Here is a 24196-nt window from a genome sequence, read left to right on the forward strand (position 1 = left end):
GGGCGGCATCGGGCCCGGACCGCCGGCGGGGCCGCAGGCCCGGTCCGCCCCAGCCCCTCAGCCGTCCCGCACCCGCGCCCCCTTCGACCGCCGCCGTCCGACCATCGGAGACCATCCCCCGTGAACCCCTACCAGGCACTACCGGCGCGCTCGTTCTGGCGCTCCGCCGTGGCCGAGCCGGACCCGCTCGCCATCGACGACCTCTGGACGCCCGCGTTCGCGATCGGGCAGGACGAGCCGATCCTCACCGCGGGGTCCTGCTTCGCCGCGCACATCGGCCGCGCCCTGCTGGAGCGGGGCATGAACTGGTACGACGCGGAGCCGGCCCCGCCGGGGCTGACCGAGCAGGAGCGCAGGGCCCGCCACTACGGGGTGTTCTCGTTCCGCACCGGGAACATCTACACCGCCGCCGTGCTACGGCAGTGGCTCTCCTGGGCCTTCGGCCGCACGACCCCGCCCACCGGGGCGTGGCTGGACGAGGGCAGGTACCACGACCCCTGCCGTCCGTCCGTCGAACCCGGCGGCCACGCCTCGGCCGAGAAGATGCTGGCGGCCCGGGGGACGACCCTCGCCGCCATCCGCGAGGCCGTCACGGAAGCCGGCTGCCTGGTCTTCACCCTGGGCCTGACCGAGGCGTGGCGGGACCGCGCCGACGGCACCGTCCTGCCGTCCTGCCCCGGCACCGTGCGCGGCACCTTCGACCCGGACCGCCACGTCCTCCACCGGTTCACCTTCGACGAGGTCCGCCGCGACCTGACGGACGCCGTGGCACTGGCCCGCGAGGCCAATCCGCGGCTGCGGGTCCTGCTGACCGTCTCACCGGTTCCGCTGACCGCGACCGCGACCGGCGGCCACGCTCTCACCGCCAACACGTACTCCAAGTCGCTGCTGCGGACGGTGGCCGGGCAGCTGACCGAGGACCTCGACGACGTCGACTACTTCCCGTCGTACGAACTCATCACCGGTCTCCCGTTCCGGAGCAGGTTCTACGCGCCGAACCTGCGTGAAGTGACCTCCGAGGGCGTCGACTTCGTGATGCGCCACTTCATGGCCGGGCTGTCGCGGCCCTCGGCGGAGCCGCGACCGGTCCGAACCGGTACGCCGGCCGCGGGACCCAAGGGGGTGGACACCTGTGACGACGCCGTCCTCGACTACTACCGCCCCCGCTAGGTTCCTGCTGCTCGGCGACTCGCACGCCGGCCCGATCGGACGAGCCGCGAAGGCCGCCCGGATCCCCTTCCAGGGCGGCCCGATCGGTGCCGGGCGCGAGTTCACCGACGACTTCTTCGCGCCGCGCGAGCACGACGTGGTGTTCCACAAGGCGGAGGCCGACGCCCACTACCGCGGCTTCCTGGCCGGCATGGACGCGGACGGCCTCGGGGGCCTCACGGTCCCCCTGGTGTCCACCTTCGGCCTCAGCGCGCACTTCGTCGCCACCCGGGAGAACTGGCACCTCCACCGTGGCCGCGACGGCGGGTTCGCCCCGGGCTTCCTCTCCGGGCCGCTGTTCGACGCCGTCGTCCGCGCCACCGTCCGCGACGCGCTGGCCTTCTACCGCCACGCGCTCGGCCTCGGCCTGCGGGTGCTGGCCGTGCTGCCGCCGCAGCGCGTACCGGAGCAGTCCGACCCGGTGGTGTTCACGGCCGCGCAGGAAACGGTCCGAAGCGCGCTCGACGCCCTCGGCGTCGAGCTCGTCGACCTCAGGGCCCGCACCACCGGACCGGACGGCTTCCAGCGCCCCGAGCTGTGCGAGGCCGACGACTCCATCCACGGCAACCTGGCCTTCGGCCGGCTGGTCCTCGCGGACCTGCTGGCACGCGGGCTGTGACGACACCGAATCCCCCCACCACAGGAGCAGGTCATGGAGCAGTACGAGCTGGACGCGGTCAGGGCCGTCACCACCAGGCCCGCCAAGGAGTACCGGACCGTCACGGTCGACCCGGTCACTCCGGTGATCGGCGCCGAGGTCTCCGGCGTCGACCTCTCGAAGGAGCTGTCGGACGATCAACTGGCCGAGCTGAAGCAGGCGTTCCTCGACCACCACGTCCTCGTGTTCCGCGGCCAGGAGCTGACGGACGAGGACCACAAGCGCTTCGCCGGGCACTTCGGCGAACTGCGCCCGGTCAACCCGCCCCCGGTCGACGCGGATCCGTACGTCCTGGAGATCAGCACCGGTGCCGAGGCGGACAACGTCGCCGGCAACGGCTGGCACGCCGACGGCACCGCCGACGCCGAACCCTCGCTCGGGTCGATGCTCCACATCACCCGCGTACCGGAACCGGGCAGCGGCGGCGACACCCTGTTCGCCAACATGCACCTGGCGTACGAGATGCTGTCCCCGACGATGCGCGAGCTGCTCGACGGCCTGACCGCGATCCACGACGGCCTCGTCGCCTTCCAGGGCTACACCCCGCCCGAGGGGTACGTGATCCCCAAGAGCGAACACCCCCTGGTGGTGCGGCACCCCGAGACCGACCGCAGGATCCTCTACGTCAACAAGGCCTACACCGCGCGCATCCCCCAGCTGTCGCCCGACGAGAGCCGGGCCCTGCTCGACCTGCTCTGCGCGCTGCCCGCCCAGCGGCCCCTGCTGAGCTGCCGCATCCGCTGGACCCCCAACACGCTGGTGTTCTGGGACAACCGCTGCGTCCAGCACCACGCCACGTACGACTACCACCCGCACACCCGCTACGGTCGCCGGGTCGCGATCAACGGCGGGCCGCTCAAGGGCTGATCCGGTCCGCGCCCGGGCCTGAGCCCGGGGCCCGGACCCGGGTGCCTAACCCCGGGTGCCGGACTCAGGGTGCCGGGCTCAGCTCCGGGTCAGGCGGCTTCCGCGCGGGCCAGGCAGGCGGCGAGGCCGTCGGCCAGCCGCGCCCGGGTGGCGCGCTCGCCGCGCTCGTCCCGCCGGTCGGCGTGCACCAGCACCACCGCGCGGACCCGGGCGGACGGCCAGGTCGCGGCGTAGGCGGCCGGGTCCGCCGCCGCGTACGCGGCCGCCACGGCGGCCGCGTTGGCCAGGGCGTTCGCGTCGGCATGGGCCCGCACGTTGGCCGTGGTGTTGAGCTCCGCGTAGGTCTCGCCGTACTGGGCGGCCTCGGCCGCGTCGTAGCCGTTCGCCAGCGCGTAGGAGCCGGCGGCGGCCGCGGCCGCCGCGTGGGCCTCGGCGTACGGGTACGCGTGGTGGAAGAGTTCCCGCAGCTCCGGTTCGAGCGCCGCGCGCCACGTGCCCTCGTCGATCCGACCGCCGCCCAGGGCGTCCGCGTGCAGCGCCTGGACGTGCCGGTGCTGCGCCACGGACCCGCCGCGCCGTGCGCTCGCCTCGGTCAGCACCGGCCCGACGGCGGAGCAGTACCAGTCGTGGACCACGCTGAAGGGCACCCTGCCGTTCAGCCGCTCCATCTCCCGGCGCACACGGCGTGCCCAGGCCCGCGCGGCGTCGGCGTCCATGCCCTCGAACAGCGCCTCCGACACCTGCGCCAGCCAGGGCGGCACGGCCGGCCCCCCGCCCGGCGCCGCCGCCGCACCCGCCGCCCCGACCGGGGCCGGTGCGAGGGCGTCGAGGGAGGAGTGGAAGGCCGCGAAGGTCTCGGGAGTGGTCATCCGCTCTGCTCCTCAGGGGCTCGTCCCCGACCCGGGCGGGAACGCCGAACCGGTGAAGTCCGCTGGAGCGGGGGAGAAGTGGAGCTTCACCGGCCGCTCCGGTGAGGAGATCGTACAGGCGCGCACACGGCGGGGGAGGGGTTCCCGGGGCCGCCCGCACCTCGGCCCGACCCGCTCTCGCCGCCACCGGGCGGACACCACGGGCGGAGCGCGGGGTTCAGTCGCCGACGGCGAAGCGTTCGCCGACGTGGTTCTGCTGCTCGATCTCGTCGACGAGGGCCACCGCGTAGTCCTCGGCGGAGATGCGGCTCCTGCCCTCGGAGTCCACGACCAGGTCGTCGAGGGCGGTGCGGTAGGTGCCGGTGCGCTCGCCGGGCTCGATCTGTCCGGCGGGGCTGAGGCAGGTCCAGCGGACGTCGTGGACGGAGCGGAAGAAGTCGAGGGCGTCGCCGTGGGCGTGCATGATCTGCAGCAGGGGCTCGGGCAGTCCTTCGGCGTCCCACACCTGCTTTCCGTCGGGTGTGCGCAGCGAACCGGCGCCGTTGACGGTGATCAGCCGCGGGGCCTTGCCGTCCAGCGGACGCAGCCCGGCCACCAGGGACTCGGCGGAGGGTGCGATGGTGGCGATGTGACCGGGCCCGTCGCTGCCGCCGACGGCGCTGACGACCACGTCCTGCCCCTGGGCCGCGGCGGTCACCGAAGCGGGGTCCAGGACGTCGCCGGTGATGACGGTGAGGCCGGGACGCTTCTCGGTGAGCCTCCCGGGGTCGCGGACGACGGCCGTGACGTGGTGGCCGCGGTCCAGCGCCTCGCGCAGGATGCGGCTGCCGATCATGCCGGTGGCGCCGTACAGAGCGATCTTGGCCATGGCGGGTCTCCTCGGGACCGGGCATCGGGTGGAGGCACCACGCTAGCCAGCGTGCCTTCGTCGCCCGGGAAGGCGCGCTGGCACCCCCTGGTCGCAGGAGGGTCGGCGCGGCCTTCTAGCATCGTGTCGCATTCTTCGACGGAGCTGCTGCCCGGTTGGCCGTGTCCCCGCCGTCCCGCACCCCGTACGACACGACGGCTCCACCGCCCGGCGGTGGAGCCGTACATCGAGGAGGAACGTCCATGCAAGCCCGGAAGATCGGCGCGGCCGCCGCCACAGCGGTGGCCCTCCTGGCGGCCCGCGACCTCGTGCAGAAGCGGCACGCGCTGCTCCGGAACTTCCCGGTGGTCGGGCACGCCCGGTACCTGCTGGAGACGATCGGGCCGGAGCTGCGGCAGTACATCGTGACCTCCAACGAGGAGGAGCGCCCGTTCAGCCGTGACCAGCGCACGTGGATCTACGCGTCGGCGAAGGAGGAGAACAACTACTTCGGGTTCGGCACCGAGGTCGACGTCGAGCACGTCCAGGGGCACGCCTACCTGAAGCAGCGCACCTTCGCCGGCACGCTGCCCGACGCGCACGACCCGCAGGCCGCGCTGCCCTCGGCCAAGGTGCTGGGCGGGCCGCGCGGGCGCGCCAAGGCCTTCCGGCCGGCGAGCGTGGTGAACATCTCGGCGATGAGCTTCGGATCGCTCTCCGGCGCGGCCGTCACGGCGCTCAACAAGGGGGCGGCGCTCGCGGGCACGATGCACAACACGGGGGAGGGCGGCCTCTCGCCGTACCACCGCAACGGCGGAGACCTCGTCCTCCAGCTCGGCACGGCGTACTTCGGCTGCCGCAACGAGGACGGCACCTTCAACCTCGACAAGCTCAAGGAGGTGGTCGCCGGCGCGCCCGTCAAGGCGATAGAGATCAAGCTCTCCCAGGGTGCCAAGCCGGGGCTGGGCGGGATGCTGCCGGGCGCGAAGGTGACGGCCGAGATCGCCGGGATCCGCGGCATCCCGGAGGGCCGGGACTGCGCCTCGCCGTCGCGGCACTCCGCGTTCGGCGACGTCGACTCGATGCTCGACTTCGTCGAACTGCTCGCCACCGAGACCGGTCTGCCGGTCGGGGTCAAGAGCGCGGTGGGGGAGATGGGCTTCTGGCAGGAGCTGGCCTCGCTGATGGCGCGCGGCGACCGCGGGGTCGACTTCGTGACGATCGACGGCGGCGAGGGCGGCACCGGGGCGGCGCCGCGGATGTTCGCCGACTCGGTGTCGCTGCCGTTCCGGATGGGCTTCTCCCGGGTCTACGGCACCTTCGCCGAGCTGGGGCTGACCGACGAGCTGACCTTCATCGGTTCCGGCAAGCTCGGCCTGCCCGAGAACGCCGCCGTCGCCTTCGCCCTGGGCGTCGACATGATCAACGTGGCCCGTGAGGCGATGCTGTCGATCGGCTGCATCCAGGCCCAGAAGTGCCACACCGACAAGTGCCCCACCGGCATCGCCACCCAGAACCCGTGGCTGGCCCGCGGCATCGACCCGGCCTCGAAGGCCGACCGGGCCGCCTCCTACCTGCGCACCCTGCGCAGGGAGCTGATGAAGGTCTCGGCGGCCGTCGGCGTCGCCCACCCGGCACTCATCACGGCCGACGACTTCGAGATCATGAACGGCGACTACGAGGCCCGCACCCTCGCCGGTGTCTACGGCTACAAGGAGGGCTGGGGCGAGCTCGGCCCGCACCTCGCCGAGGAGATCACGGCGCTCCTCACCGGCGAGTCGGCCGCCGCCCGGAAGCCGGCGGTCTGAGGCACCGCCCGAAGCGGCTCCACGGGACCCGCCTCCGGGCCCTCGCGTGACGGCGACCGGTCGTCACGGGAGGGCCGGGCGGCCGGAGGGGCGTGAGGGGCGGAGGGGCACCACCGGGACCCGAGGGGGTGCCGGGAAGCTGCCGGTCGATCTGCCGCAGCCCCCCGGGACGGCCGCCATAGCCTGGGCGCCCGGCGCGCAGGACCAGGCTGACGCGCCGTCAGAACGGCGGCCCCCGTGGCTCGCCGTCCCCGTCCGGAAGGATCCCAAGCCCGCCATGACCACTCTCCGCACCCGGGCCGCCGCCCTGGCGGCCGTCGCCGCCGTCGGGTTCGCCACCCTCACCGCCGGGACCGCCCACGCCGCCGCGGCAGCGCCGTCCCCGGCCGCCCCCTCGGTCGCCCAGGCGCCCGCCGCCGCGCCCGCCGCGGTCGCGGCGCTGTCCACGCCCACCCGCATCCCGGGCAACACCGCGATCTCCCGCAACCAGGCCTGGTACTCGCCGGACGGCCGGGTCGTGTTCGCCATGCAGGGCGACGGCAACGTCGTGCTCTACCGCGACAACAAGCCGGTCTGGGTGGCCCCCGGAGCCATGCCCGACGGCAACGTGCTGGTCATGCAGGGCGACGGCAACCTCGTCGTGTACTCCGCCGCCAACACGCCGCTGTGGAACAGCCAGACGGGCGGCCGCCCGGGCGCCGAGCTGGCCATCTACAACGAGGGCGCGATCGCGGTCGTCCTGAACGGCAAGGTCCTGTGGACCTCCGCCCCGTCCACCCCGGCGCCCCTCCCGGCCTGCCCGCCGTGGGGCCCGCCGCTCCCCGGCCAGATCGTCTGGCCGTGGTGCCCGACCTGGCCCTTCCCCGCGTAACCCTCCCGACCGGCTCTGCGGCCCCAGGTCCTCGCCCACCCGGCGGAGGACCTGGGGCCGTGAGCGTGGGCGCGGACGTGGATCCGGGCTTGTGTGGGCCCGATTCCCGTTCCCCGCGGGGGATTAAACGCCCAAGCCGTCGTTCCGTGAGATTCGGCCGTACATCTTGTGCGATGTCATGATCCGGCTCACACTTCCGATTTGCGAACATGTGTGCACGGTCGCATGGGCGCCCTTCACCCTTGCGCCTGCCGGGATCCCCGGCGGTCGGAGGGACGTTCCGTGTCACGCTCCCCCCTGGGAAGAGGACGGATCGTCGCGCTCGCGCGGTCCGCCGACTCCCGCGCCGCCGGCCATCACGACACCCCACCTCGCCGAGGGGCCCGGCGGCTGCCGTCGTCATCGCGCCCGAGCCCGGGCATCGGGGCAAGGGCAAGGACCACGAGGTGCGGCCTGCCGCGCCCGCCGGGTCGTCCGAACCACCCCCCCCCCCACGCGAAGGAGCTTCGGATGAAGCACCCGCGCACCCCCACCCCCTGGCGCAGGCCGTTCGCCGCCGTCGCGGCGGCCGCCCTCGTCCTGGCCGGCGCGGCCTGGAACGCGAGCCCGGCCGGCGCGTCCGCGCCGCCGGCCCGCGCCGCCGGCGACGCCACGTCCGGCACCAACCCGACCGCCCTGACCGTCGACGGCGGCGGACCGAGCCTGGTCCGGGTGAGCAGCGACCCGTTCACCAGCGCCGGCAGCCAGTACGCCACCGAGGTGGAGCCCGACACCTTCGCCTACGGCGGCACGATCGTCTCCGCCGCCCAGGTGGGGCGGTTCACCGACGGCGGGGCGGCCGGCCTCGGCTGGAACACCTCGCTGGACGGCGGCCTCAGCTGGCAGCACGGCATGCTGCCCGGCCTCACCACCCACTGGGGCGGCGGCAGTTGGGCCCGCGCCTCCGACCCCGCGGTCGCCTACGACGCCAGGCACGGCACCTGGATGGTGGCCGGCCTGGTCATCGACTCGGGACGCAACCCGGTGGGTGTGACCGTCAGCCGGTCCGCCGACGGCCTGCACTGGCAGGACCCGGTGCGGGCGGTCGGCCACGACGGCCAGGCCTACGACAAGGAGTGGATCGTCTGCGACAACACTCCGACCAGCCCGTACTTCGGCACCTGCTACGTCGAGGTCGACATCCCCTCCTCCGACAACCTGATGGTGATGTCCGCCTCCCGGGACGGCGGCGCCACCTGGTCCGCCCCGACCGGCCCGTCCGGCGTCAACCTGGGCCTCGGCGGCCAGCCGCTGGTGCGGCCCGACGGGACGGTCGTGGTCCCCTTCTCGACCGACACCACCTCGATCCGCTCCTTCACCTCCACCGACGGCGGCAGGTCCTGGAGCTCCACGGTCCTGGTCGCCGACGTCGTCGCGCACGAGGTCGCGGGCGGGCTGCGCGACGGCGAGGGCCTGCCCTCGGCGGAGATCGACGCCGACGGCAGGGTCTACGTCGCCTGGCAGGACTGCCGCTTCCGGGCCGGCTGCGCGGCCAACGACATCGTCTACGCGAGCTCGGCCGACGGCACCACCTGGTCCGCCGTGACCCGGGTGCCGATCGACCCCGCCACCAGCGGTGTCGACCACTTCATCCCCGGCCTCGGCGTCGACCGCACCACCGCCGGTCGCACCGCCAGGCTCGGGCTGTACTACTACTTCTACCCGAACGCCGACTGCACCGCCGACACCTGCGAGTTGGAGGTCGGCTTCGTCTCCTCCACCAACGGGGGCGCCACCTGGAGTGCGCCGCGGACCGTCGCCGGCCCGATGTCGGTGTCCCGGATCGCCGCCACGAGCGGGGGCGGCATGGTCGGTGACTACCTCTCCACGTCCGTCCTCCACGGCAGGGCCGTGGCCGTCTTCGCGGTCGGCAGGACGCCGGCCGGCGGCCAGGCCTTCGACGAGGCCATGTACGCCGTCGCGGGCGGCCTCGCCGTCCGGCCCGGCACCGTTCCCTCCACTACCGGGCCGGTCGTCGTCACCGCGCCGCCCGACCGGGAGCGGCACCGTTCGCCGGTGACCAGCTGGTGACCGGTCGCTGACCGGTCGCTGACCGGTCGGGCCCGTCCTCCCGCCCGACGGGAGGACGGGCCCGGCCTACAGCGGCAGTTCGACCACCACGGGCCGGTGGTCCGACACCGGCATCCTGGGCGCCCGCACCGAAGCCGCCCGGTGCGCTCCGAGCCCGGCCGCCAGGACGTGGTCGAGCTGCACCAGGGGGCGGTGCGAGGGAAAGGTCCGGACCCGGGCCGCTCGAAGCCAGCCGGACCGGGTCGGCGGGCCGTCCGGCCGGGGCTGCGAGGGCCTCGACGGGGAGAGGAGCTCGGCCGCGCCGAGCGCGACAGCGGGAATCGCGCCGACGATGTTGAAGTCGCCCAGCAGCACGTGCGGCCGGGGAAGGCCGGCGATCCAGCGGTGCACGGCGAGGAGTTGGCCGACGTTCCACCCCGGGACGAACGACAGGTGCAGCGCCACCGCGGTGAACGGGCCGCGCCGCCCCCGCAGGACCGCGGCCAGTGCCGTGCGCGGATGGTCGCGGATCACCGTGAGGCCCGCCTGCCCGGGAAGGCGCAGCGGGACGGCGAGGGGAGGCGCGCCGAACCGCCGGGCCCGCCAGCCGAGGACCGGCAGCCTGGACAGCAGCGCGATGCCGTGCGAGGGAACCTCGCCGTCGTGGCCCGCGCCCGGCGGACCGTACACCCGCAGGCCCGGTTCGGAGCGGTCGCGGACCCAGGTCCGGCCCGGCAGGGCCCGGGCGTGGAACGCCGAGGCGTAGCGCCAGTCCGCGGCACCGGTCGCCTCGGCGACCGCCCGCGCCTGGTCCACCCGGCCCGACCGCTCCTGGAAGCGGTCGAGCTCCTGCAGCGCCACCACCTCGGCGTCCAGGGACGCGACGGCGTCGACGAGCGGGTGCACGATGGCGGTGCCGGAGGCCGTCGCCGGCGGGTGGCCGTCGGCCGGGAACCGCTGCCCGTGCAGGACGTTGAAGGTCGCCAGGCGCACCAGCGCGGAGCCGATCATGGATGGACGGTACAGCAACGGGCCGGGCCGCATCGGCGCCCTCGCTTAGTCGCTCTCCCGGGGCTTCTCGCTCTCTCCGGGCTTCTCGGTGGTGCGGGCCCAGGCGGTGCGGCGCTGGGATTCGTGTTCCTGGGCGAGGCGGCGCAGGACGGCGAGGACCGGTTCGAGCAGGAGGACGACGATGGCGGCGTGCTCGGCGAGCCGCAGGGGGTCCTTGATGCCTTCGAGCTGGTCGAGGTCGAGGCGTGCGGCGGTGGCGGCGACCTCGGCGTAGGGGAGGAGGTCCTCGGTGCGGTAGCTGACGCCGAGGCGGTCGAGGTCCATCAGGCTCGCGGCGAGGGCCCGGCGGTGCGGTGAGTCCTCGGAGACGTTCCAGCCCATGGCGGCGAGCAGCTCGTCGACCCGGTGCGCCTGCTGGTCGACGGCCTCCGTCTCGGCGGCGTCCACGGGCGTGGGCAGGGCGTAGTGGACGACTCCGAGCCTGGCGAGCGGGTCGAGGGGCTCGTCGAGTGCGGCGAGGACGTCGCGGGTGGCGGCGATGGACAGGCCGCCGCGGGCGGTCAGGGCGCGGATCAGCCGCAGCCGCTGGACGTGTTCGTCGCCGTAGAGCGTGAGTGTGGCGCCGAGCGGTCGTCCGGGCGGCAGCAGGCCCTCGCGTACGTAGTACTTGATGGTGGCGACCGGTGTCCCGGACTGCCGGCTCAGGTCGGAGATCTTCATGCGCGCTCTCGCTCGGACTCGGTGTCTGTGATCAGTCTCGCAGGCCGTCGAATGGACTCCGTCCACTGATAGTGCCACTATCGGGCTGGATAGTGAAGGTTCCAGTTGGGCTTTTGAACAGCCACAACGCCGGGAACCGGCTGTTCGTCCCTACCTGGAGCGCCGTCACGGCGCGATACCGCAACCGGAGCACCATGCCAGCCCCAAGCCCCACCGGAACCGGGCGCCACGCCACGACCCCCGCCCCGCCCCGGAACTCCGGGAGGAGTGATGTCTGAGCCGAGCCGTGTCGCGAACGTGAGCGCCCGCGGACTGCTGCGCAGGAAGAGCCTGTGGCTGCCGTCGGCGGTGATCCTCGGCCTGCTGTCGTTCGTCCTGTCCCTGCTCTACCTGGGTGCCAACAACGACCCGGTCGGCTCGACGAAGGACATGCCGATCGCGCTGGTCAACGCGGACCGCGGCACCCAGGTGGCCGGCCAGCGGATCGACCTGGGCGCGCAGATCGTCGCGCAGGTCACCGGGGCCGACGACCTGAAGGGCAAGGTCTCCTGGAAGCAGGTCGACCGCGCCACCGCCGACGACCTCCTGGGCAAGGACAAGGTGTTCGGGGCGCTCGTCATCCCGGACGACTTCTCCGCCACGGTCGCCGCACTCGCCGGACCGGCCCAGCACGACCCGCACCCCCCGACCATCACGGTGCTGACCAACCCCGCGGCCGGAAGCTTCGGCTCCTCCATGGCCACGGAGATCAACCGCAACGTCGTCCAGGCCACGTCCGTCCAGCTCGGCCACCAGCTCACCGAGCAGCTCGCGAAGCAGCAGGCCGCGCACCAGGCGGGCGCGGCCGCGGCGGACGGTTCCGCGGCGCACCAGGCCGCGCCGGGCGCCGCCGCCCAGCTGATGGTCACCGACCCGGTCAAGGCCGTGATCCAGGAGGGCCACCCGCTCGGCCACCACAGCGGCCTCGGCCTGAGCGCCTTCTTCTACACCCTCGTCCTGGTCCTGGGCGGCATGCTCGGCGCCAACGTGATCCACACCCAGGTGGACACGGCGCTCGGCTACATCTCCAGTGAGAAGGGCCCGTTCCGCAGCACGGCGCCCGCCCAGCACATCAGCCGGACCCGCCACTTCGCGGTCGCCTCGGTGCTCATGGTCGTCCTCTCGGCGCTGACCTCGGCCCTCGCGATGGTCGCCGCCGTCGGCGTCATCGGCATCGACGCCTCCCACCTGCCCCTGCTGTGGCTCTTCGGGACCTGCGCCACGGCCGCGATGGGCATCACCGGGCTGGCCCTGCTCGCCGCCTTCGGCACCCCGGGCCCGATCGTGTCCATGCTGGTGCTGGTCGGCCTGGCGATCCCGTCCGCCGGCGCCACCATCCCGCTGCAGGCGCTGCCGGACTTCTACCGGTTCCTGGCCGACTTCGAGCCCTTCCGCCAGGTGGTCGACGGAGTCCGCTCCATCCTCTACTTCGGCGCGCAGGCCGACGCCGGACTCGGCCGGGCCTGGGCCATGGTCGGCATCGGCTTCGCGATCTCCGTCGTCCTCGGCCTCGCCGTCACCCGCCTCTACGACCGCAAGGGGCTGCACCGCAGCCCCGCCCGCGTGCCGCAGCCGGCCCCGGCGGCCGGGTGACCCGCCCGTGACGGGTCCGGTGCCGGCCCTCCCCGGGTCGGCACCGGACCCGCGCCATGACCGCCGGTCCGCCGGGCGCAGCCTCCGACACAGCCGCCGGCGGCGACCCCGCGAACCGACGAACCGACGAACCAGCACCACCGAGAGAACCGCCATGTCCCAGGACGCGCCCGCACCCCCGCCCCCGTCGGCCCCGCCCGTACGGCCGCTCGACCGCATGTACCGCATCATCGCGCTCTGGAAGGGGCACCTGGCGCCCGCCCTCAAGGAGAACGGGCTCACCGTCGCCCACTTCCACGTCCTCGCGGTCCTACGCCAGGCCGGGCCCTCCCACCGCCTGACCACCGGACAACTGGCCGCCGGCGAGATGGTCACCGGCTCCGGCATGACGGCCCGCGCGGACCAGCTGGAACGCAAGGGCCTGATCGCCCGCGAGCGCGACGAACGCGACCGCCGGATCATCCACCTCAGGCTCACCGACCGCGGCCTGTGCCTCGTCGACCAGGTCATCGCCCGGCACCGCCTGATGGAACAGCGGCTGATGGCCGGGCTCGACGACGGGGAACACCGCGCCCTCGCCGGCCTGCTCACCAGGCTGGAACACCTCCTCGAAGGCGACACCGGCACCCCCCGGACCGGTCGGCAGCTCTGACCGAACTCGCGGCGCGGACCCTCGCCGCCCTGGCGAACCGGCGGCCCGCCGACCGCCCGGCCGTGACCCGCTCCGCGCTCGGCTTCCACCGGCCCGGCGCACGCCGTTCCCCCCGCGCCCTCGCGTCGTCGCCTCGTCGCGCCCGCGTTGTCGTGTCGTCGCGGCGTCGTGCCCGTTCGTGCGCGACTCCCGTGGCCGTTGCGCTCCCGCCGTCACCTTCGCGACGGCGGGAGCGCCCGCGTTCCGGCGCGTGCTGCCCGGCCGGTCCTGGGGAGAGGGGGCGAAACGGCCGGACCGGTGGGGCGAACGGGCGCCGTCGAGCACGGGAGGAGGCCCGTGCCGGGGCGGGCACCGGCGAGTTGCAGCGGCTGTGGGACCGGCTGACACTCGCAGCAGGAGCGGTGGCGCCGACGGGTCGGCCGCCGCGCCCGCCCCGGAGACGAGAACGGTCATGGCGTACGAGCCGGAGAGCCCCTTCCGGTCGCCCATCGTGGGTGACCTCAACCTGTCCCCGCCCGGCGCCGGGCTCCGCGAGGCCGCGGAGCCCGCGGCCGACCCGGAGCGGCAGGTGCCGATGCTGATCGAGCTGAACCTGCGCTTTCCCGGCGGACTCCAGGCGGTCCGCGACGAGTTCTACGCGCTCTGGGAGCACTGCGCGGGGCGGTCGAGCGGGTGGTGGCCGGTGGAGGTCACCTCGGGGAGCCACGTGCAGCCCGAGGTGCCGCGGGGGCTCGCGCTGGTCGCGCCGAAGCTGTACCAGACCGTCCTCTCCCTGGGGGACCTCCGCGAGCTGGTGGAGGACGACCGGCAGTCCGCCGTCCGGACCGGGCGGCCGCCCGTCATCTTCCGGGTGTGGCCGGACTATCCGCTGGACCCCCAGATCGACCGCTCGGCACCCACGGTGAAGGCCAACGCCGCCTGGCGCGCCTACGACGCGCGCGGCAGCGGGATCGTGTGGGCGGTCATCGACAGCGGCATCGACGCGGCCCACCCGCACTTCTCCCGGCTGGAGCTCGCGGCCGAGGGGCGGGGCGAGGACCTGCCGCAGGGGAGGACCACCCGGTTGCACCGCGACTTCAGCTTCCTGGTGAACCCGGACGACCCCGCGGCGCAGCCGCCCGGCGGAGCGACGGGCCGGAACCCGGCGTCGCCGCTCGTGGACGACAGCGGGCACGGCACGCACGTCGCCGGCATCATCGCGGGCTGCACCCCGGAGGGCATGACGCCGCGGGTGGCGACGCCGGACGAGCCCGGGGACGGCGGATTCGTCGCCAGGGCCGGCGCGGACCGGCTGTCCGGGATGGCGCCGGACTGCGATCTGGTCAGCATCAAGGTCATGAGGCTCAGCCGCCAGGGCACCTATGTGACCTCCTCCAGCGCGGTCATCCGCGCGCTGACCTACCTGCGGACCGAGGTCAACGTGGACCCGGCGGTGCTGCGCGTGCACGGCGTCAACATGAGCCTCGGCTGCGAGTGGAGGCCCGACCAGTACGCCGCGGGCCAGTCGCCGCTCTGCCAGGCCGTGGGCCAGGTGGTCGCCTCCGGTGTGGTCGTGGTGATCTCGGCCGGCAACTTCGGTGCGCGGAGCACGGCCCGGGACACCGCCAACACCTCGGCCGTCATGGGCTCGATCACCGAACCGGCACACACCGAGGACTGCATCGCGGTCGGCTCCACCCACCGGGAGGCGCCGCACGCGTTCGGCGTCACCTGGACCTCGGGAAAGGGCCCGACGCTCGACGGCCGGATGAAACCGGACGTCGTGGCGCCCGGCGAGTGGATCGCCTCGGCGGCCAGCGGCGACGTGCGGGCCACCGCCGGGCTGACCCCGGCCCCGGGGGATCCGGTGCCGGAGAGTCTGCTGACGTACGCCGAGCAGTCCGGCACCTCGATGGCGGCGCCGCACGTGTCCGGTGTGATCGCGGCCTTCCTGTCCGCCCGCCCGGAGTTCATCGGCCGACCGCGGGAGGTCAAGAGCCTGCTCACCGCCTCCGCCACCGACCTCGGCCGGGAGCGGTACGCCCAGGGGGCGGGCCTGGTGGACCTGATGCGGATGCTGGCGAACGTATGACGAACCGACGAACCGGCGAACGGACGAACCGACGAACGGCCATCCGAAAGGTCATGTGCGATGAGGCGACTGCCGACCGACGAGCCCGTGTGGGACCTCGCCTTCGACGAGAAGGGGGTGCTGACCGCGCCGGCGGCGGGTGACTTCCTCGACGAGGTGACGGCCGAGGGGGTGACGGACCTGTTCGTGTTCAGCCACGGGTGGGGCGTGGACGAACAGAGCGCCCGCGAGCTCTACGACGCGATGTTCCCGCTGATCCGGCAGGCCGGAAGCGGCGCGGCGAACCTCGGCACGGTGGGGTTCGCGGGCGTCCACTGGCCCGCGCTCTGGTTCCCGCCCACGCCGGCGACCCCGCCACCGGCGGTCGCCTCGCCCCAGGCCGGGGACGGCGCCCTGCTGGACCTCAGCGCCGGAACGGCGGCCGTCTCCGGGGCGGACATCGCCGCGTCGCTGGGCAAGGGCTTCGCCGACCCCGAGCAGCAGCGGACGGTGGCCGAGATCGGCCGACGCATCGACGAGGCGGTGGCGGCCGCCGGTGCGGCCGAGCCCGATGCGGCCAAGGAGCAACGACTGGGGCGGATCCACGAGTTGATCCGGTCCCTGGTGCCGCCGCCCGGGCCCGACGGCGGGTTCGAGGACGCGGGCGAGACCGCGCTGCTCCTGGACGCCGATCCGAGGACGTCGTACCGGGCCGCCGCCGAGGCCTTCGGCAGCGCGCCGCCCGGCTCCTCCACGCAGGGCATCGGCGACTGGTTCCAGCACGCCGTGAACGGCGCGAAGGACGTGCTGCGGGTGCTCTCGTTCTCGATCATGAAGGCCCGGGCCGGCGACATCGGCCGGGGCGGCCTGGGGCCGCTGCTGGCCACCCTGCACGGCCGCTCGCCCGGCCTGCGGGTGCACCTCCTCGGCCACAGCTTCGGTGCCCGGCTGGTCTCCTTCGCCCTGGCCGGCGTCGGCGCCCCCGCCGACAGCCCGGTCGCCTCGCTCCTGCTGATCCAGGGGGCGTTCTCGCACTGGTCCTTCGCCCACGCCCAGGACAACCCCTTCGGCAGCGCGGGCGCGCTGAACGCCTTCGCGGACCGGGTGCGCGGTCCGCTCGTCTCCACCTACAGCGTCCACGACTGGGCCGTCGGCGTGTGGTACCCGAAGGCGTCCTTCCTCGCCCGCCAGGACTCCGAGGCCGATGTCGCCGGACGCTGGGACGGCATGGGCGCGGACGGGTACCAGGCCGTGGCGCCGACCGGGGACCGGGTGATGCCGGCCGAGGGCGGCATCGACTACGCCTTCGTGCCCGGGACCTTCTACCGGGTGAACGCCGCCGCCGTCATCGACAACGTGGCGGGCGAGCCGTTCTCCGGTGCGCACTCCGACATCCGCAAGCCCCAGGTCGCCGCGCTCGCGGCGGCCGCCGCCGCGGCGCACGGGTAGTGGGGGCGGCGGTGGACTGACCACGGCCGTCGGACCACGACGCCGCCGCCCGACCCGCTCGTACGGAGCGGATCGGGCGGCGGCGTCGTGCGGGTGCGGCGGAGCGGAGCCGGTCAGCCGTCCGTCTCGTCGTAGCGGCCGTGGCCCAGGCGGCGCAGGTCGAAGGACCGGATGCCACGGCCGAAGGTGGCGGCGTAGAGCCTGCCGTCGGGGCCGGTCTTCAGCTGCTGCACCGCGGCGGTGGGCAGGTTGCGACCGAGGACGCGCCAGTCGGTGGTGCCGGGGGCGCGGTAGAAAGCGGCGAGGTCGGTGCCGAGGGCGAGGCCGCCGTTGGGCAGGATCTTCACCGAGGTCGCGGGGACGTCGGGCAGGTTGGCCGAGACGTCGGTCCAGGTGGCTCCGCCGTCGCGGGTCTCGAAGAGGTGGCCGACGCCGGCGCCGGGGCCTTCGGTCCAGGTCCGGGAGAAGCCGTTGAAGGCGACGAAGACGTGCTGGGCGTCGCTCTCGTCGACCGCGAACGAGGAGATGTAGCGGTTCGGCAGGGTGCCGTCCACCGGCAGGTCGAGCTGGTGCCAGCCGGTGCCGTCGGTCTTGCCGACCGCGATGCCGCGGCTGAAGCCGACGTTGTTGCAGGGGCCGCACCAGCCCGCGTACACCGTGCCGTCGACCGTCGCCACCGCCGTGGCGACGTGGCCGGCGCCCAGGTCGTAGGCGTTGGCCCACTCGCTGCCGCTGCGGATCGCGTAGCCCTTGTGCTGCACCCAGACGTGCCGGCCGCCGGCGATCCAGGTGTTGACGTCCTTGGGGTCCGAGGTGATCGGCGCGATGAAGCGGGCGGAGCTGGTGTCCTTGTCCGGCGGGGCGACCTCGTAGGAGGTGGCCTTGGCCGGGTCGGTCTTCCAGACGCCGCTGTTGACGGCGCAGTTCTGGGTGACCCAGACGTCGAGGTAGACATACTCCTCGGCGATGTTGCAGCCGTTGTCCGGGTCGACGAGGGTGTCGGCGCCGTCGCCGCCGAAGTTGGAGCCCATCACCTTGTCGTGGGCGCGCAGGATGGACTCGCCGTTGTCCTGGAGACCGCCGCTGACGATCACGCCCCGGCCCGAGCGGTCCGCCGGGTCCTTGCCGACGCCGACCGAGTAGTACTGCAGGGTGTCCATGGTGCCGTCGGCCAGGGACTTCCAGTCCGTGGCGTGGCCGGAGGCGTCGGCCGCGCCGGCGACCGGACGGCTGTAGACGCCGCCGTCGTTGCCCACGTAGACGCTGGTCCTGCCCTGGTACGTGCCGAAGGCGACGGCGTGCTGGTCGGAGTGCGTGGTCTGCGAGCAGTCACCGGTCTGCTTGGTCGGGTCGATGCTCCAGCAGGGGAAGCCGAAGTTCCAGTACGGGCCCGGGACGGTCCAGGTGGAGCCGCCGTCCTTCGTCTCCAGGACCTCCTCCAGGCCCGCGTAGACGTGGTCCGGGTCGGCGGGGTCGACCTGGAGGAACTGGTTGTACCAGGCCTGGATGCCGGGCTGGTAACCCTCGTCCTGGAGTGCGGAGCCGGAGTTCTTCAGCTTGTCCTTGTCCGCGATCCGGGTCCACGGCCCGAACGGGGAGCCGGACTTGGAGACGTAGATGCCCTTGAGTCCGGTGTCGGGGTCGGTCGCCGAGACCTCCGGGGACTGGTCGATGGCGTAGTAGCGCGAGCCGTCGGCCGAGGCGGCGAAGGTCACATTGCCGACGTTCGCGGCGTCGGTCGGCAGGTCGCCGAGCGAGCCGACGCGCTGCCAGGTGCCGCCCGCGGCCTTGCTGTAGAAGCCGTTGTAGCTGTCGCCACCGCGCCAGCCGACGGCGAGGACGACCTTGCCCGGGTCCTTGGGGTCGATCGCGATGTCGTTGGCGATGTTCTTGTACGGCGCGGCCGGGTCGCCGGCCTTCGAACCACCGGGCAGGTACTCCGGGTTGGGCGCGAACTCCAGCGTCCACGGACCGGACAGGTCCGTCGTGGAGTGGCTCCACACGCCCCGGCTGGTGGCCGCCCACACCTTGCCGCCGCCGAAGCGAAGCGCATGGATGATGGTCGACTCCAGCTCGGCTCCGCCGACCCGGTTGCCGGGTTGGAACTCGCCGCGCTTCGGGTCCGGCAGCACGTACACGCCGGTGCCGACGTACGAGGTCGCGCCGGTGTTGGACTCGCCGGTGGCGTACCAGAGCCGGCCGCCGTCATCGAGGTCCAGGGTGCCCGTCGAGAGGGAAGGGAGGCTGTCCGAGATGGACTGCCACCGGCCGCCGCCGGTGCGGGAGCGGAAGACGCCGCCGTTGGCACCGCCCGCGTACACGTAGCCGTCCTGGTCGGCCGCGAGCCCGGTGATCCGGCCGGTCACGTAGCCGGAGCCGCCGCTGGAGTTGGAGTTGACGTCCCGGTAGCGCGGGTCGTCGGAGTCGTAGGGCTTGTCGGTGACGTGGTCCCAGCTGCCGGCGGTGTGCGGCATCGACTGCAGCTGGGCCCAGGCCGCGCCGTAGGCGCCGGGCGCGACCACGCCGGGGGCGGTGCGGGCCTCGGTGTACTGCGCGGTGCCCTCGGCCGAGTTCTCCGCCTCGTCGCCCTCGTCCTCCCCGGGGGCCTCGGACTTGGCGGTGAACGCCGGGCCGGCGGCTGCCTGGGTCTTGACCTTCTTGGCGTGCTTCTGGCCGATCTCGGCCTGGTGCTGGGCCTGGTGCGGGCGCGGGCCGGGAGCGTCGGAGGGCGCGGCGAGCGCCTGGGTGGTGGCCAGGCCCAGCGCGGTCAGTGTGACGGTGCTCAGCAGAAGCTTGTTGTGTCGCCCCTTGGGCACGTGGAGACCTCCCCGTGAAGTGCCGGCGGCGCGGGTCGCGCGTTCCGGCGGAGACAGGCGAAGCCTTGCGGGTGGGCCGTGACTGAGGAAGGGCAACGCGCATAACGACTTATTAAAAGTACTACTGTTAAAGGTGGTTGCATTCACCGTATGGCGGGGTCGGCGAGCCGCGCCCCCCGCAATTGGTCCAGACCTAATTGGTCCAGACCTATTGACTCCGTTTGCCGCCCCTCCTACGATCCGGTCCGGCACAGCCCCACATGTTTCCCCCCACCTCACCCAGAGCCGGGCGTCACGCCCCCACGTGTCGGTCATGTCCATGACGCTCGGCGGAAAGGGAGCACAGCATGTTTCGTCGGAGGTCGCGCACCCCACGCCCGTCGGGCGGATTCCGCCCGGAGCGGGCGACCGTGGAACGCGCGGTACAGGTGCCCCGGACCGGCCGCCCCGAGCCCGGGCCGACCGTCCTGAAGCGCTTCCTCGCCGGGGTGAGCGCCGCAGCCGTCATCGGCGCCGGCATCGCCGTGGCCGGCACCGTCACGGCCGGGGCCGCCACCCCCAACCTGGTCGCCAACCCCGGCTTCGAGAACGGGCTTTCCGACTGGACCTGTTCCGGTGGGGCGGGCGCGGCGGTGAGCAGCCCGGTCCACTCCGGCGCCTCCGCGCTCAAGGCCACGCCGACCGGCCAGGACACCGCCCAGTGCACCCAGACCATCAGCGTGCAGCCCAACTCCCAGTACACGCTGAGCGCCTACGTCCAGGGCAGCTACATCTACCTGGGCGCCACCGGCACCGGTGTCACCAACGCCTCCACCTGGACGGCGAACAGCGCCTCGTACAGCCAGCTCAGCGTGGGCTTCACCACCGGGGCGAGCACCACCTCGGTGACCGTCTTCCTGCACGGCTGGTACGGGCAGCCCGCGTTCTACGCGGACGACGTGTCGCTCACCGGCCCCGGCGGCAGCAGCCCCTCGCCGACCGCCACCACGCCGACCACCGCGCCTCCGACGTCGTCGACGCCGACCACCACGCCGCCCACCAGCACACCGCCGACGACGTCGACGCCCACCACGACGCCGCCCACCACCACGCCGCCGAGCGACACCTGCCCCACGAAGCCCAAGCCGTCCGGCAAGGTCCTCCAGGGGTACTGGGAGAACTGGGACGGCGCCCTGAACGGCGTCCACCCCGGCATGGGCTGGACGCCCATCACGGACAGCCGGATCGCCGCGCACGGCTACAACGTCATCAACGCCGCCTTCCCGGTGATCCTCTCGGACGGCACCGTCCTGTGGCAGGACGGCATGGACACCAACGTCAAGGTCTCGACCCCCGCCGAGATGTGCCAGGCCAAGGCGGCCGGGGCGACGATCCTGATGTCGATCGGCGGCGCCGCCGCCGGCATCGACCTGAGCTCCAGCACCGTCGCCGACAAGTTCGTCGCGACCGTCGTCCCGATCCTGAAGAAGTACAACTTCGACGGAATCGACATCGACATCGAGACCGGCCTGTCCGGGAGCGGCAACATCAACACGCTGTCCGCCTCCCAGGCCAACCTGATCCGCATCATCGACGGCGTGCTGTCCCAGATGCCCGCGGGCTTCGGCCTGACGATGGCCCCCGAGACCGCGTACGTCACCGGCGGAAGCGTCAACTACGGGTCGATCTGGGGCGCCTACCTGCCGATCGTCAAGAAGTACGCCGACAACGGGCAGCTGTGGTGGCTGAACATGCAGTACTACAACGGCAGCATGTACGGCTGCTCCGGCGACTCCTACCAGGCCGGTACCGTCCAGGGCTTCACCGCGCAGACCACCTGCCTGAACAACGGCCTGACCATCCAGGGCACCACCATCCGGGTGCCCTACGACAAGCAGGTGCCCGGCCTGCCGGCCCAGCCCGGTGCGGGCGGCGGCTACATGGACACGGGCCTGGTCGGCCAGTCGTGGAACGCCTTCAACGGTTCGCTGAAGGGGCTCATGACGTGGTCGCTCAACTGGGACGGCTCGAAGGGCTGGTCCTTCGGCGACAACGTCAAGCGCCTCCAGGGGCGTTGACACCCCGGAGTCCCCGGAGTCCCCGGAGTCCCCGGAGTCCCCGGAGCTCCCGGAGTTCCCGCCGACGGCCCGCGCCCCGGTGCACCGCTCCGGGTGCGGCCCGGTCACCGACCGGAGCCGCGCCCGGCTCGGAGCCCGGGGCGCGGGCCGTCGAAGCCCTCGGGCGCGGGGGGCCGTTCGAAGAAGGTCTCCAGGACGACGGTCGCCTGGGTGCCGCTCACGCCGTCGATCGCGTAGAGCCGCCGCAGCACGTCCTGAAGCTGTTCGGGGGTCGCCGTCCGGACCTTGACCAGCACCGAGGCGCTGCCCGCGATGATGTGCGCCTCCTCGATCTCGGGTATCGCGGTGAAAGCCGGCGCCGAGTCCCCCATCCAGGCCGTGGAATCCACCATCACGAAGGAGAGCACCCCGAGCCCGAGGCTCCTGGGGTCCAGCTCCACCGTGGTGCGGCGGATCACGCCGCGCTCGCGCAGCTTGCGCACCCGCTCGTGCGCCGCCGCCGTGGAGAGGCCCACGGCCCTGCCCAGCGCCGCGTACGCCTGTCCGGCGTCCTGTTGCAGCAGGGCGAGCAACGCCCGGTCGGTGTCGTCGAGATGATCGATGGTCATGGTGGGACCATACCGTGTTCTGGCATACTCCCAATTATCGGGACGGTATTCGGTACTAGGCGACATGGGGTGAATGATGTCCGGCTCCATCGGGTCCGAGCTGTACGAGATCCTGGACGAGCGGTTCCGTCGCTGCACCAACGGCGACAGCCGGCTGGAGAAGCTGTACGGCGACTGCCGCTGGGCCGAGGGCCCGCTCTACCTGCCCGCCTGGCGCCAGGTGATCTGGAGTGACATCCCCAACGACCGGCTGCTGCGCTGGGACGAGGCCACCGGCACGGTCGGCGTCTTCCGCTCCCCGGCCGGGCACCCCAACGGCAACACCCTCGACCGCGAGGGCCGGCTGATCAGCTGCGAGCAGGGCGACCGCCGGGTGACCCGCACCGAGCACGACGGCCGGATCACCGTCCTCGCCGACCGCTACCGGGGCAAGCGGCTCAACTCGCCCAACGACGCGGTGGTCCGCTCGGACGGCGCGATCTGGTTCTCCGACCCGGACTTCGGCATCACCTCGGACTACGAGGGCCACCGGGCCGAATCCGAGATCGGCGCCCGCGACGTCTACCGGATCGACCCGCACAGCGGCGAGGTCCGGCTGGCGGCCGACGGTTTCGACGGGCCCAACGGACTGGTCCTGTCACCGGACGAGCGGCAGCTCTACGTCAACGACAGCCGGGCCGGGCACATCCGGGTCTTCGACATCCGGGAGGACGGAACCCTCACCGGCGACCGGATCTTCGTCAAGGGCGTCGGCTGCCGCTTCGACAACATCCGCTTCGACCGCGACGGCCGGCTCTGGGCGGCGGCCTTCGACGACGGCGTCCACTGCTACGCCCCCGACGCCACCCTCCTCGGCCGCATCCGTGTTCCCGAGCCGGTCTCGAACCTCACCTTCGGCGGCCCGAAGCGGAACCGGCTGTTCATCACCGCCACCACCTCGCTGTACTCCCTGGTGACGTCCATGACGGGCACCCACCGCGTCTCCTTCCAGTAGGAGACACGCCGGCCCGGCCGCTCGCGGCGGGGGAGCGCCGGCCCGCTGCGGCCCCGGTGGTCAGCCGGTGAACAGGCCGGCGTTCCGCCGGACGAAGTCGCCCACGCCGGTGGCGGGGCGGCCGGTGACCTGCCGGACGCCGTCGGTCCGGCGGTCGTAGCGGTTCTCGGCGTGGAGGCGGGCCATGGTGGAGATGTGCTGGAGGACGTGTTCCGGCAGCTCCAGCGGTGCGAGGTCGTGGTCGATCCACTCCCGCAGCGGGACGTCGACGTAGCGGACGGGCCGGCCGAGGGCTTCGGAGGCCTCCGCGGCGATGGCCGGGCCGTCCTGGGAGCGCGGGCCGGTCAGCTCGTAGACCCGGCCGAGGTGCGGGGCCGGGTCGGCCAGGACCTCCGCGACGACCGCGGCGACGTCCGCGGCCGCCACGGGGGAGGTCCTGGCCCGCCCCAACGGCAGCCTGACGGTGCCGCCCCTGGCGATCGAGGCCAGTCCGGCCCGGAAGAGCGGGTTCTCCAGGAACACGGTGGGCCGGACCTCGACGACGGGCAGGCCCGACCAGCTCAGCACCTGCTCGACCAGCCACTGCTGCCGGTGCTGGTGGGACTCGCCGGCGGCGGAGAGTCCCAGCTCGGAGACGGTCAGCTGGGACATGTTCACGAACACCTCCAGCCGCCCCGCCTCCCGGGCCACGGCCGCCGCCGTGAGGGCGGCCTCCAGGTACTGGTCGGAGACGCCCATGCCGAAGTACGTCCGGCGGCAGCCGGCCAGGGCCGCGAGGACGTCGTCCGTGCGGGTCAGGTCCCCGACGACGACCTCGGCGCCGGTCGCCCGCAGGGCCCGCGCGCGCTCGTCCTCGCGGTGCACCAGGGCGCGGACCGGCAGGCCCCGCCGCCGCAGGTCCTCGACCACGGACCGCCCGACGCCCCCGACGCGGCCGGCGGCCCCGGTCACCAGGATCGGTTGCACGGTCTCCTCCGAAGTGTTCGGCCCGGCGCGGCGCGGGCCCGGTGCGGCCCGGCCCGGCCGGTC

General features: G+C 73.3%; 18 protein-coding genes and 2 pseudogenes. 13 read left to right on the forward strand and 7 right to left on the reverse strand.

Annotated elements, in window-relative coordinates; all coding sequences use genetic code 11:
- Positions 1 to 120 precede the first annotated feature (120 nt).
- From ACFVHV_RS28355 to ACFVHV_RS28365, 3 genes are read left to right on the forward strand one after another with little or no spacing between them, the layout of a single operon-like run.
- On the forward strand, positions 121 to 1170 hold the full coding sequence (locus ACFVHV_RS28355; RefSeq protein WP_380354594.1) for a GSCFA domain-containing protein: 1050 nt from the start codon (positions 121 to 123) through the stop codon (positions 1168 to 1170).
- Positions 1133 to 1828, forward strand: a complete 696-nt coding sequence (locus tag ACFVHV_RS28360; RefSeq protein WP_359906827.1) for a hypothetical protein — start codon at positions 1133 to 1135, stop codon at positions 1826 to 1828. The genes ACFVHV_RS28355 and ACFVHV_RS28360 overlap by 38 nt, the downstream gene beginning before the upstream one ends.
- A 33-nt stretch (positions 1829 to 1861) precedes the next feature.
- Positions 1862 to 2734, forward strand: coding sequence for a TauD/TfdA dioxygenase family protein (locus tag ACFVHV_RS28365; protein ID WP_380354597.1), 873 nt, complete (start codon positions 1862 to 1864; stop codon positions 2732 to 2734).
- An 89-nt stretch (positions 2735 to 2823) separates the two neighbouring features.
- Here the strand turns inward: ACFVHV_RS28365 and ACFVHV_RS28370 are convergent, their stop codons facing one another.
- Positions 2824 to 3603: a SpcZ gene (locus tag ACFVHV_RS28370; protein WP_380354600.1), complete on the reverse strand. Its 780-nt coding sequence runs from the start codon at positions 3601 to 3603 to the stop codon at positions 2824 to 2826.
- A 217-nt stretch (positions 3604 to 3820) separates the two neighbouring features.
- Complete coding sequence (locus ACFVHV_RS28375; protein WP_359906818.1) at positions 3821 to 4471, reverse strand: NAD(P)H-binding protein; 651 nt, start codon at positions 4469 to 4471, stop codon at positions 3821 to 3823.
- Positions 4472 to 4713: 242 nt separating this feature from the next.
- Here ACFVHV_RS28375 and ACFVHV_RS28380 point away from each other — a divergent pair, with 242 nt between their 5' ends.
- The 3 genes from ACFVHV_RS28380 to ACFVHV_RS28390 all read left to right on the forward strand — a co-directional run bounded on the left by ACFVHV_RS28380 (position 4714) and on the right by ACFVHV_RS28390 (position 9199).
- Positions 4714 to 6258, forward strand: coding sequence for an FMN-binding glutamate synthase family protein (locus ACFVHV_RS28380; RefSeq protein WP_359906815.1), 1545 nt, complete (start codon positions 4714 to 4716; stop codon positions 6256 to 6258).
- 277 nt (positions 6259 to 6535) lie between these two features.
- Positions 6536 to 7129, forward strand: coding sequence for a hypothetical protein (locus ACFVHV_RS28385; protein WP_380354603.1), 594 nt, complete (start codon positions 6536 to 6538; stop codon positions 7127 to 7129).
- Positions 7130 to 7639: 510 nt separating this feature from the next.
- Positions 7640 to 9199 carry a sialidase family protein gene (locus tag ACFVHV_RS28390; protein ID WP_380354606.1) on the forward strand — a complete coding sequence of 520 codons (1560 nt, stop codon included), beginning with the start codon at positions 7640 to 7642 and terminating at the stop codon, positions 9197 to 9199.
- 66 nt (positions 9200 to 9265) lie between these two features.
- On the opposite strand, the gene ACFVHV_RS28395 is transcribed toward ACFVHV_RS28390, so the two are convergent.
- Positions 9266 to 10189: an endonuclease/exonuclease/phosphatase family protein gene (locus ACFVHV_RS28395; protein WP_380354609.1), complete on the reverse strand. Its 924-nt coding sequence runs from the start codon at positions 10187 to 10189 to the stop codon at positions 9266 to 9268.
- A 45-nt stretch (positions 10190 to 10234) separates the two neighbouring features.
- Positions 10235 to 10909 carry a MerR family transcriptional regulator gene (locus ACFVHV_RS28400; protein ID WP_359906804.1) on the reverse strand — a complete coding sequence of 225 codons (675 nt, stop codon included), beginning with the start codon at positions 10907 to 10909 and terminating at the stop codon, positions 10235 to 10237.
- A 270-nt stretch (positions 10910 to 11179) separates the two neighbouring features.
- Between ACFVHV_RS28400 and ACFVHV_RS28405 the strand changes: the two genes are divergently transcribed.
- The 4 genes from ACFVHV_RS28405 (at position 11180) to ACFVHV_RS28420 (ending at position 16692) form a co-directional block, all read left to right on the forward strand.
- Complete coding sequence (locus tag ACFVHV_RS28405) at positions 11180 to 12541, forward strand: DUF3533 domain-containing protein (protein ID WP_380354612.1); 1362 nt, start codon at positions 11180 to 11182, stop codon at positions 12539 to 12541.
- A 154-nt stretch (positions 12542 to 12695) separates the two neighbouring features.
- Positions 12696 to 13193 (forward strand): MarR family winged helix-turn-helix transcriptional regulator, encoded by a 498-nt coding sequence (locus ACFVHV_RS28410; protein ID WP_380354615.1) that lies wholly within the window; start codon positions 12696 to 12698, stop codon positions 13191 to 13193.
- 451 nt (positions 13194 to 13644) lie between these two features.
- On the forward strand, positions 13645 to 15264 hold the full coding sequence (locus tag ACFVHV_RS28415; RefSeq protein ID WP_380354618.1) for a S8 family peptidase: 1620 nt from the start codon (positions 13645 to 13647) through the stop codon (positions 15262 to 15264).
- A 60-nt stretch (positions 15265 to 15324) separates the two neighbouring features.
- Complete coding sequence (locus ACFVHV_RS28420; protein ID WP_380354621.1) at positions 15325 to 16692, forward strand: hypothetical protein; 1368 nt, start codon at positions 15325 to 15327, stop codon at positions 16690 to 16692.
- A 113-nt stretch (positions 16693 to 16805) separates the two neighbouring features.
- On the opposite strand, the gene ACFVHV_RS28425 is transcribed toward ACFVHV_RS28420, so the two are convergent.
- Positions 16806 to 19508, reverse strand: coding sequence for a glycosyl hydrolase (locus ACFVHV_RS28425; protein WP_380354624.1), 2703 nt, complete (start codon positions 19506 to 19508; stop codon positions 16806 to 16808).
- 347 nt (positions 19509 to 19855) lie between these two features.
- On the opposite strand from ACFVHV_RS28425, the pseudogene ACFVHV_RS28430 reads away from it, so the two are divergent.
- Positions 19856 to 20356, forward strand: a pseudogene (locus tag ACFVHV_RS28430) (carbohydrate binding domain-containing protein); the annotation flags it as partial.
- 255 nt (positions 20357 to 20611) lie between these two features.
- Positions 20612 to 21565: pseudogene (locus ACFVHV_RS28435) on the forward strand (chitinase); the annotation flags it as partial.
- Positions 21566 to 21669: 104 nt separating this feature from the next.
- On the opposite strand, the gene ACFVHV_RS28440 reads toward ACFVHV_RS28435, so the two are convergent.
- Positions 21670 to 22173 carry an Lrp/AsnC family transcriptional regulator gene (locus ACFVHV_RS28440; RefSeq protein ID WP_359906786.1) on the reverse strand — a complete coding sequence of 168 codons (504 nt, stop codon included), beginning with the start codon at positions 22171 to 22173 and terminating at the stop codon, positions 21670 to 21672.
- 76 nt (positions 22174 to 22249) lie between these two features.
- On the opposite strand from ACFVHV_RS28440, the gene ACFVHV_RS28445 reads away from it, so the two are divergent.
- On the forward strand, positions 22250 to 23167 hold the full coding sequence (locus ACFVHV_RS28445) for an SMP-30/gluconolactonase/LRE family protein (protein ID WP_359906857.1): 918 nt from the start codon (positions 22250 to 22252) through the stop codon (positions 23165 to 23167).
- A gap of 60 nt (positions 23168 to 23227) precedes the next feature.
- On the opposite strand, the gene ACFVHV_RS28450 is transcribed toward ACFVHV_RS28445, so the two are convergent.
- Entirely contained in the window at positions 23228 to 24133 is a 906-nt protein-coding gene (locus ACFVHV_RS28450; protein ID WP_380354628.1) for an NAD(P)H-binding protein, read from the reverse strand.
- Positions 24134 to 24196: the final 63 nt, after the last annotated feature.

This window comes from Kitasatospora sp. NPDC127116 (assembly GCF_042677365.1).
In the GTDB taxonomy this organism is placed as follows: domain Bacteria; phylum Actinomycetota; class Actinomycetes; order Streptomycetales; family Streptomycetaceae; genus Kitasatospora; species Kitasatospora lactacystinica.

Bases quoted from the DNA above. Each gene is read 5' to 3' on its own strand.
- ACFVHV_RS28440 (WP_359906786.1), bottom strand. From the start codon at position 22,173: ATGACCATCGATCATCTCGACGACACCGACCGGGCGTTGCTCGCCCTG.
- ACFVHV_RS28380 (WP_359906815.1), top strand. From the start codon at position 4,714: ATGCAAGCCCGGAAGATCGGCGCGGCCGCCGCCACAGCGGTGGCCCTC.
- ACFVHV_RS28370 (WP_380354600.1), bottom strand. From the start codon at position 3,603: ATGACCACTCCCGAGACCTTCGCGGCCTTCCACTCCTCCCTCGACGCC.
- ACFVHV_RS28405 (WP_380354612.1), top strand. From the start codon at position 11,180: ATGTCTGAGCCGAGCCGTGTCGCGAACGTGAGCGCCCGCGGACTGCTG.
- ACFVHV_RS28400 (WP_359906804.1), bottom strand. From the start codon at position 10,909: ATGAAGATCTCCGACCTGAGCCGGCAGTCCGGGACACCGGTCGCCACC.
- ACFVHV_RS28395 (WP_380354609.1), bottom strand. From the start codon at position 10,189: ATGATCGGCTCCGCGCTGGTGCGCCTGGCGACCTTCAACGTCCTGCAC.
- ACFVHV_RS28420 (WP_380354621.1), top strand. From the start codon at position 15,325: ATGAGGCGACTGCCGACCGACGAGCCCGTGTGGGACCTCGCCTTCGAC.
- ACFVHV_RS28385 (WP_380354603.1), top strand. From the start codon at position 6,536: ATGACCACTCTCCGCACCCGGGCCGCCGCCCTGGCGGCCGTCGCCGCC.
- ACFVHV_RS28415 (WP_380354618.1), top strand. From the start codon at position 13,645: ATGGCGTACGAGCCGGAGAGCCCCTTCCGGTCGCCCATCGTGGGTGAC.
- ACFVHV_RS28390 (WP_380354606.1), top strand. From the start codon at position 7,640: ATGAAGCACCCGCGCACCCCCACCCCCTGGCGCAGGCCGTTCGCCGCC.
- ACFVHV_RS28445 (WP_359906857.1), top strand. From the start codon at position 22,250: ATGTCCGGCTCCATCGGGTCCGAGCTGTACGAGATCCTGGACGAGCGG.
- ACFVHV_RS28365 (WP_380354597.1), top strand. From the start codon at position 1,862: ATGGAGCAGTACGAGCTGGACGCGGTCAGGGCCGTCACCACCAGGCCC.
- ACFVHV_RS28410 (WP_380354615.1), top strand. From the start codon at position 12,696: ATGTCCCAGGACGCGCCCGCACCCCCGCCCCCGTCGGCCCCGCCCGTA.
- ACFVHV_RS28375 (WP_359906818.1), bottom strand. From the start codon at position 4,471: ATGGCCAAGATCGCTCTGTACGGCGCCACCGGCATGATCGGCAGCCGC.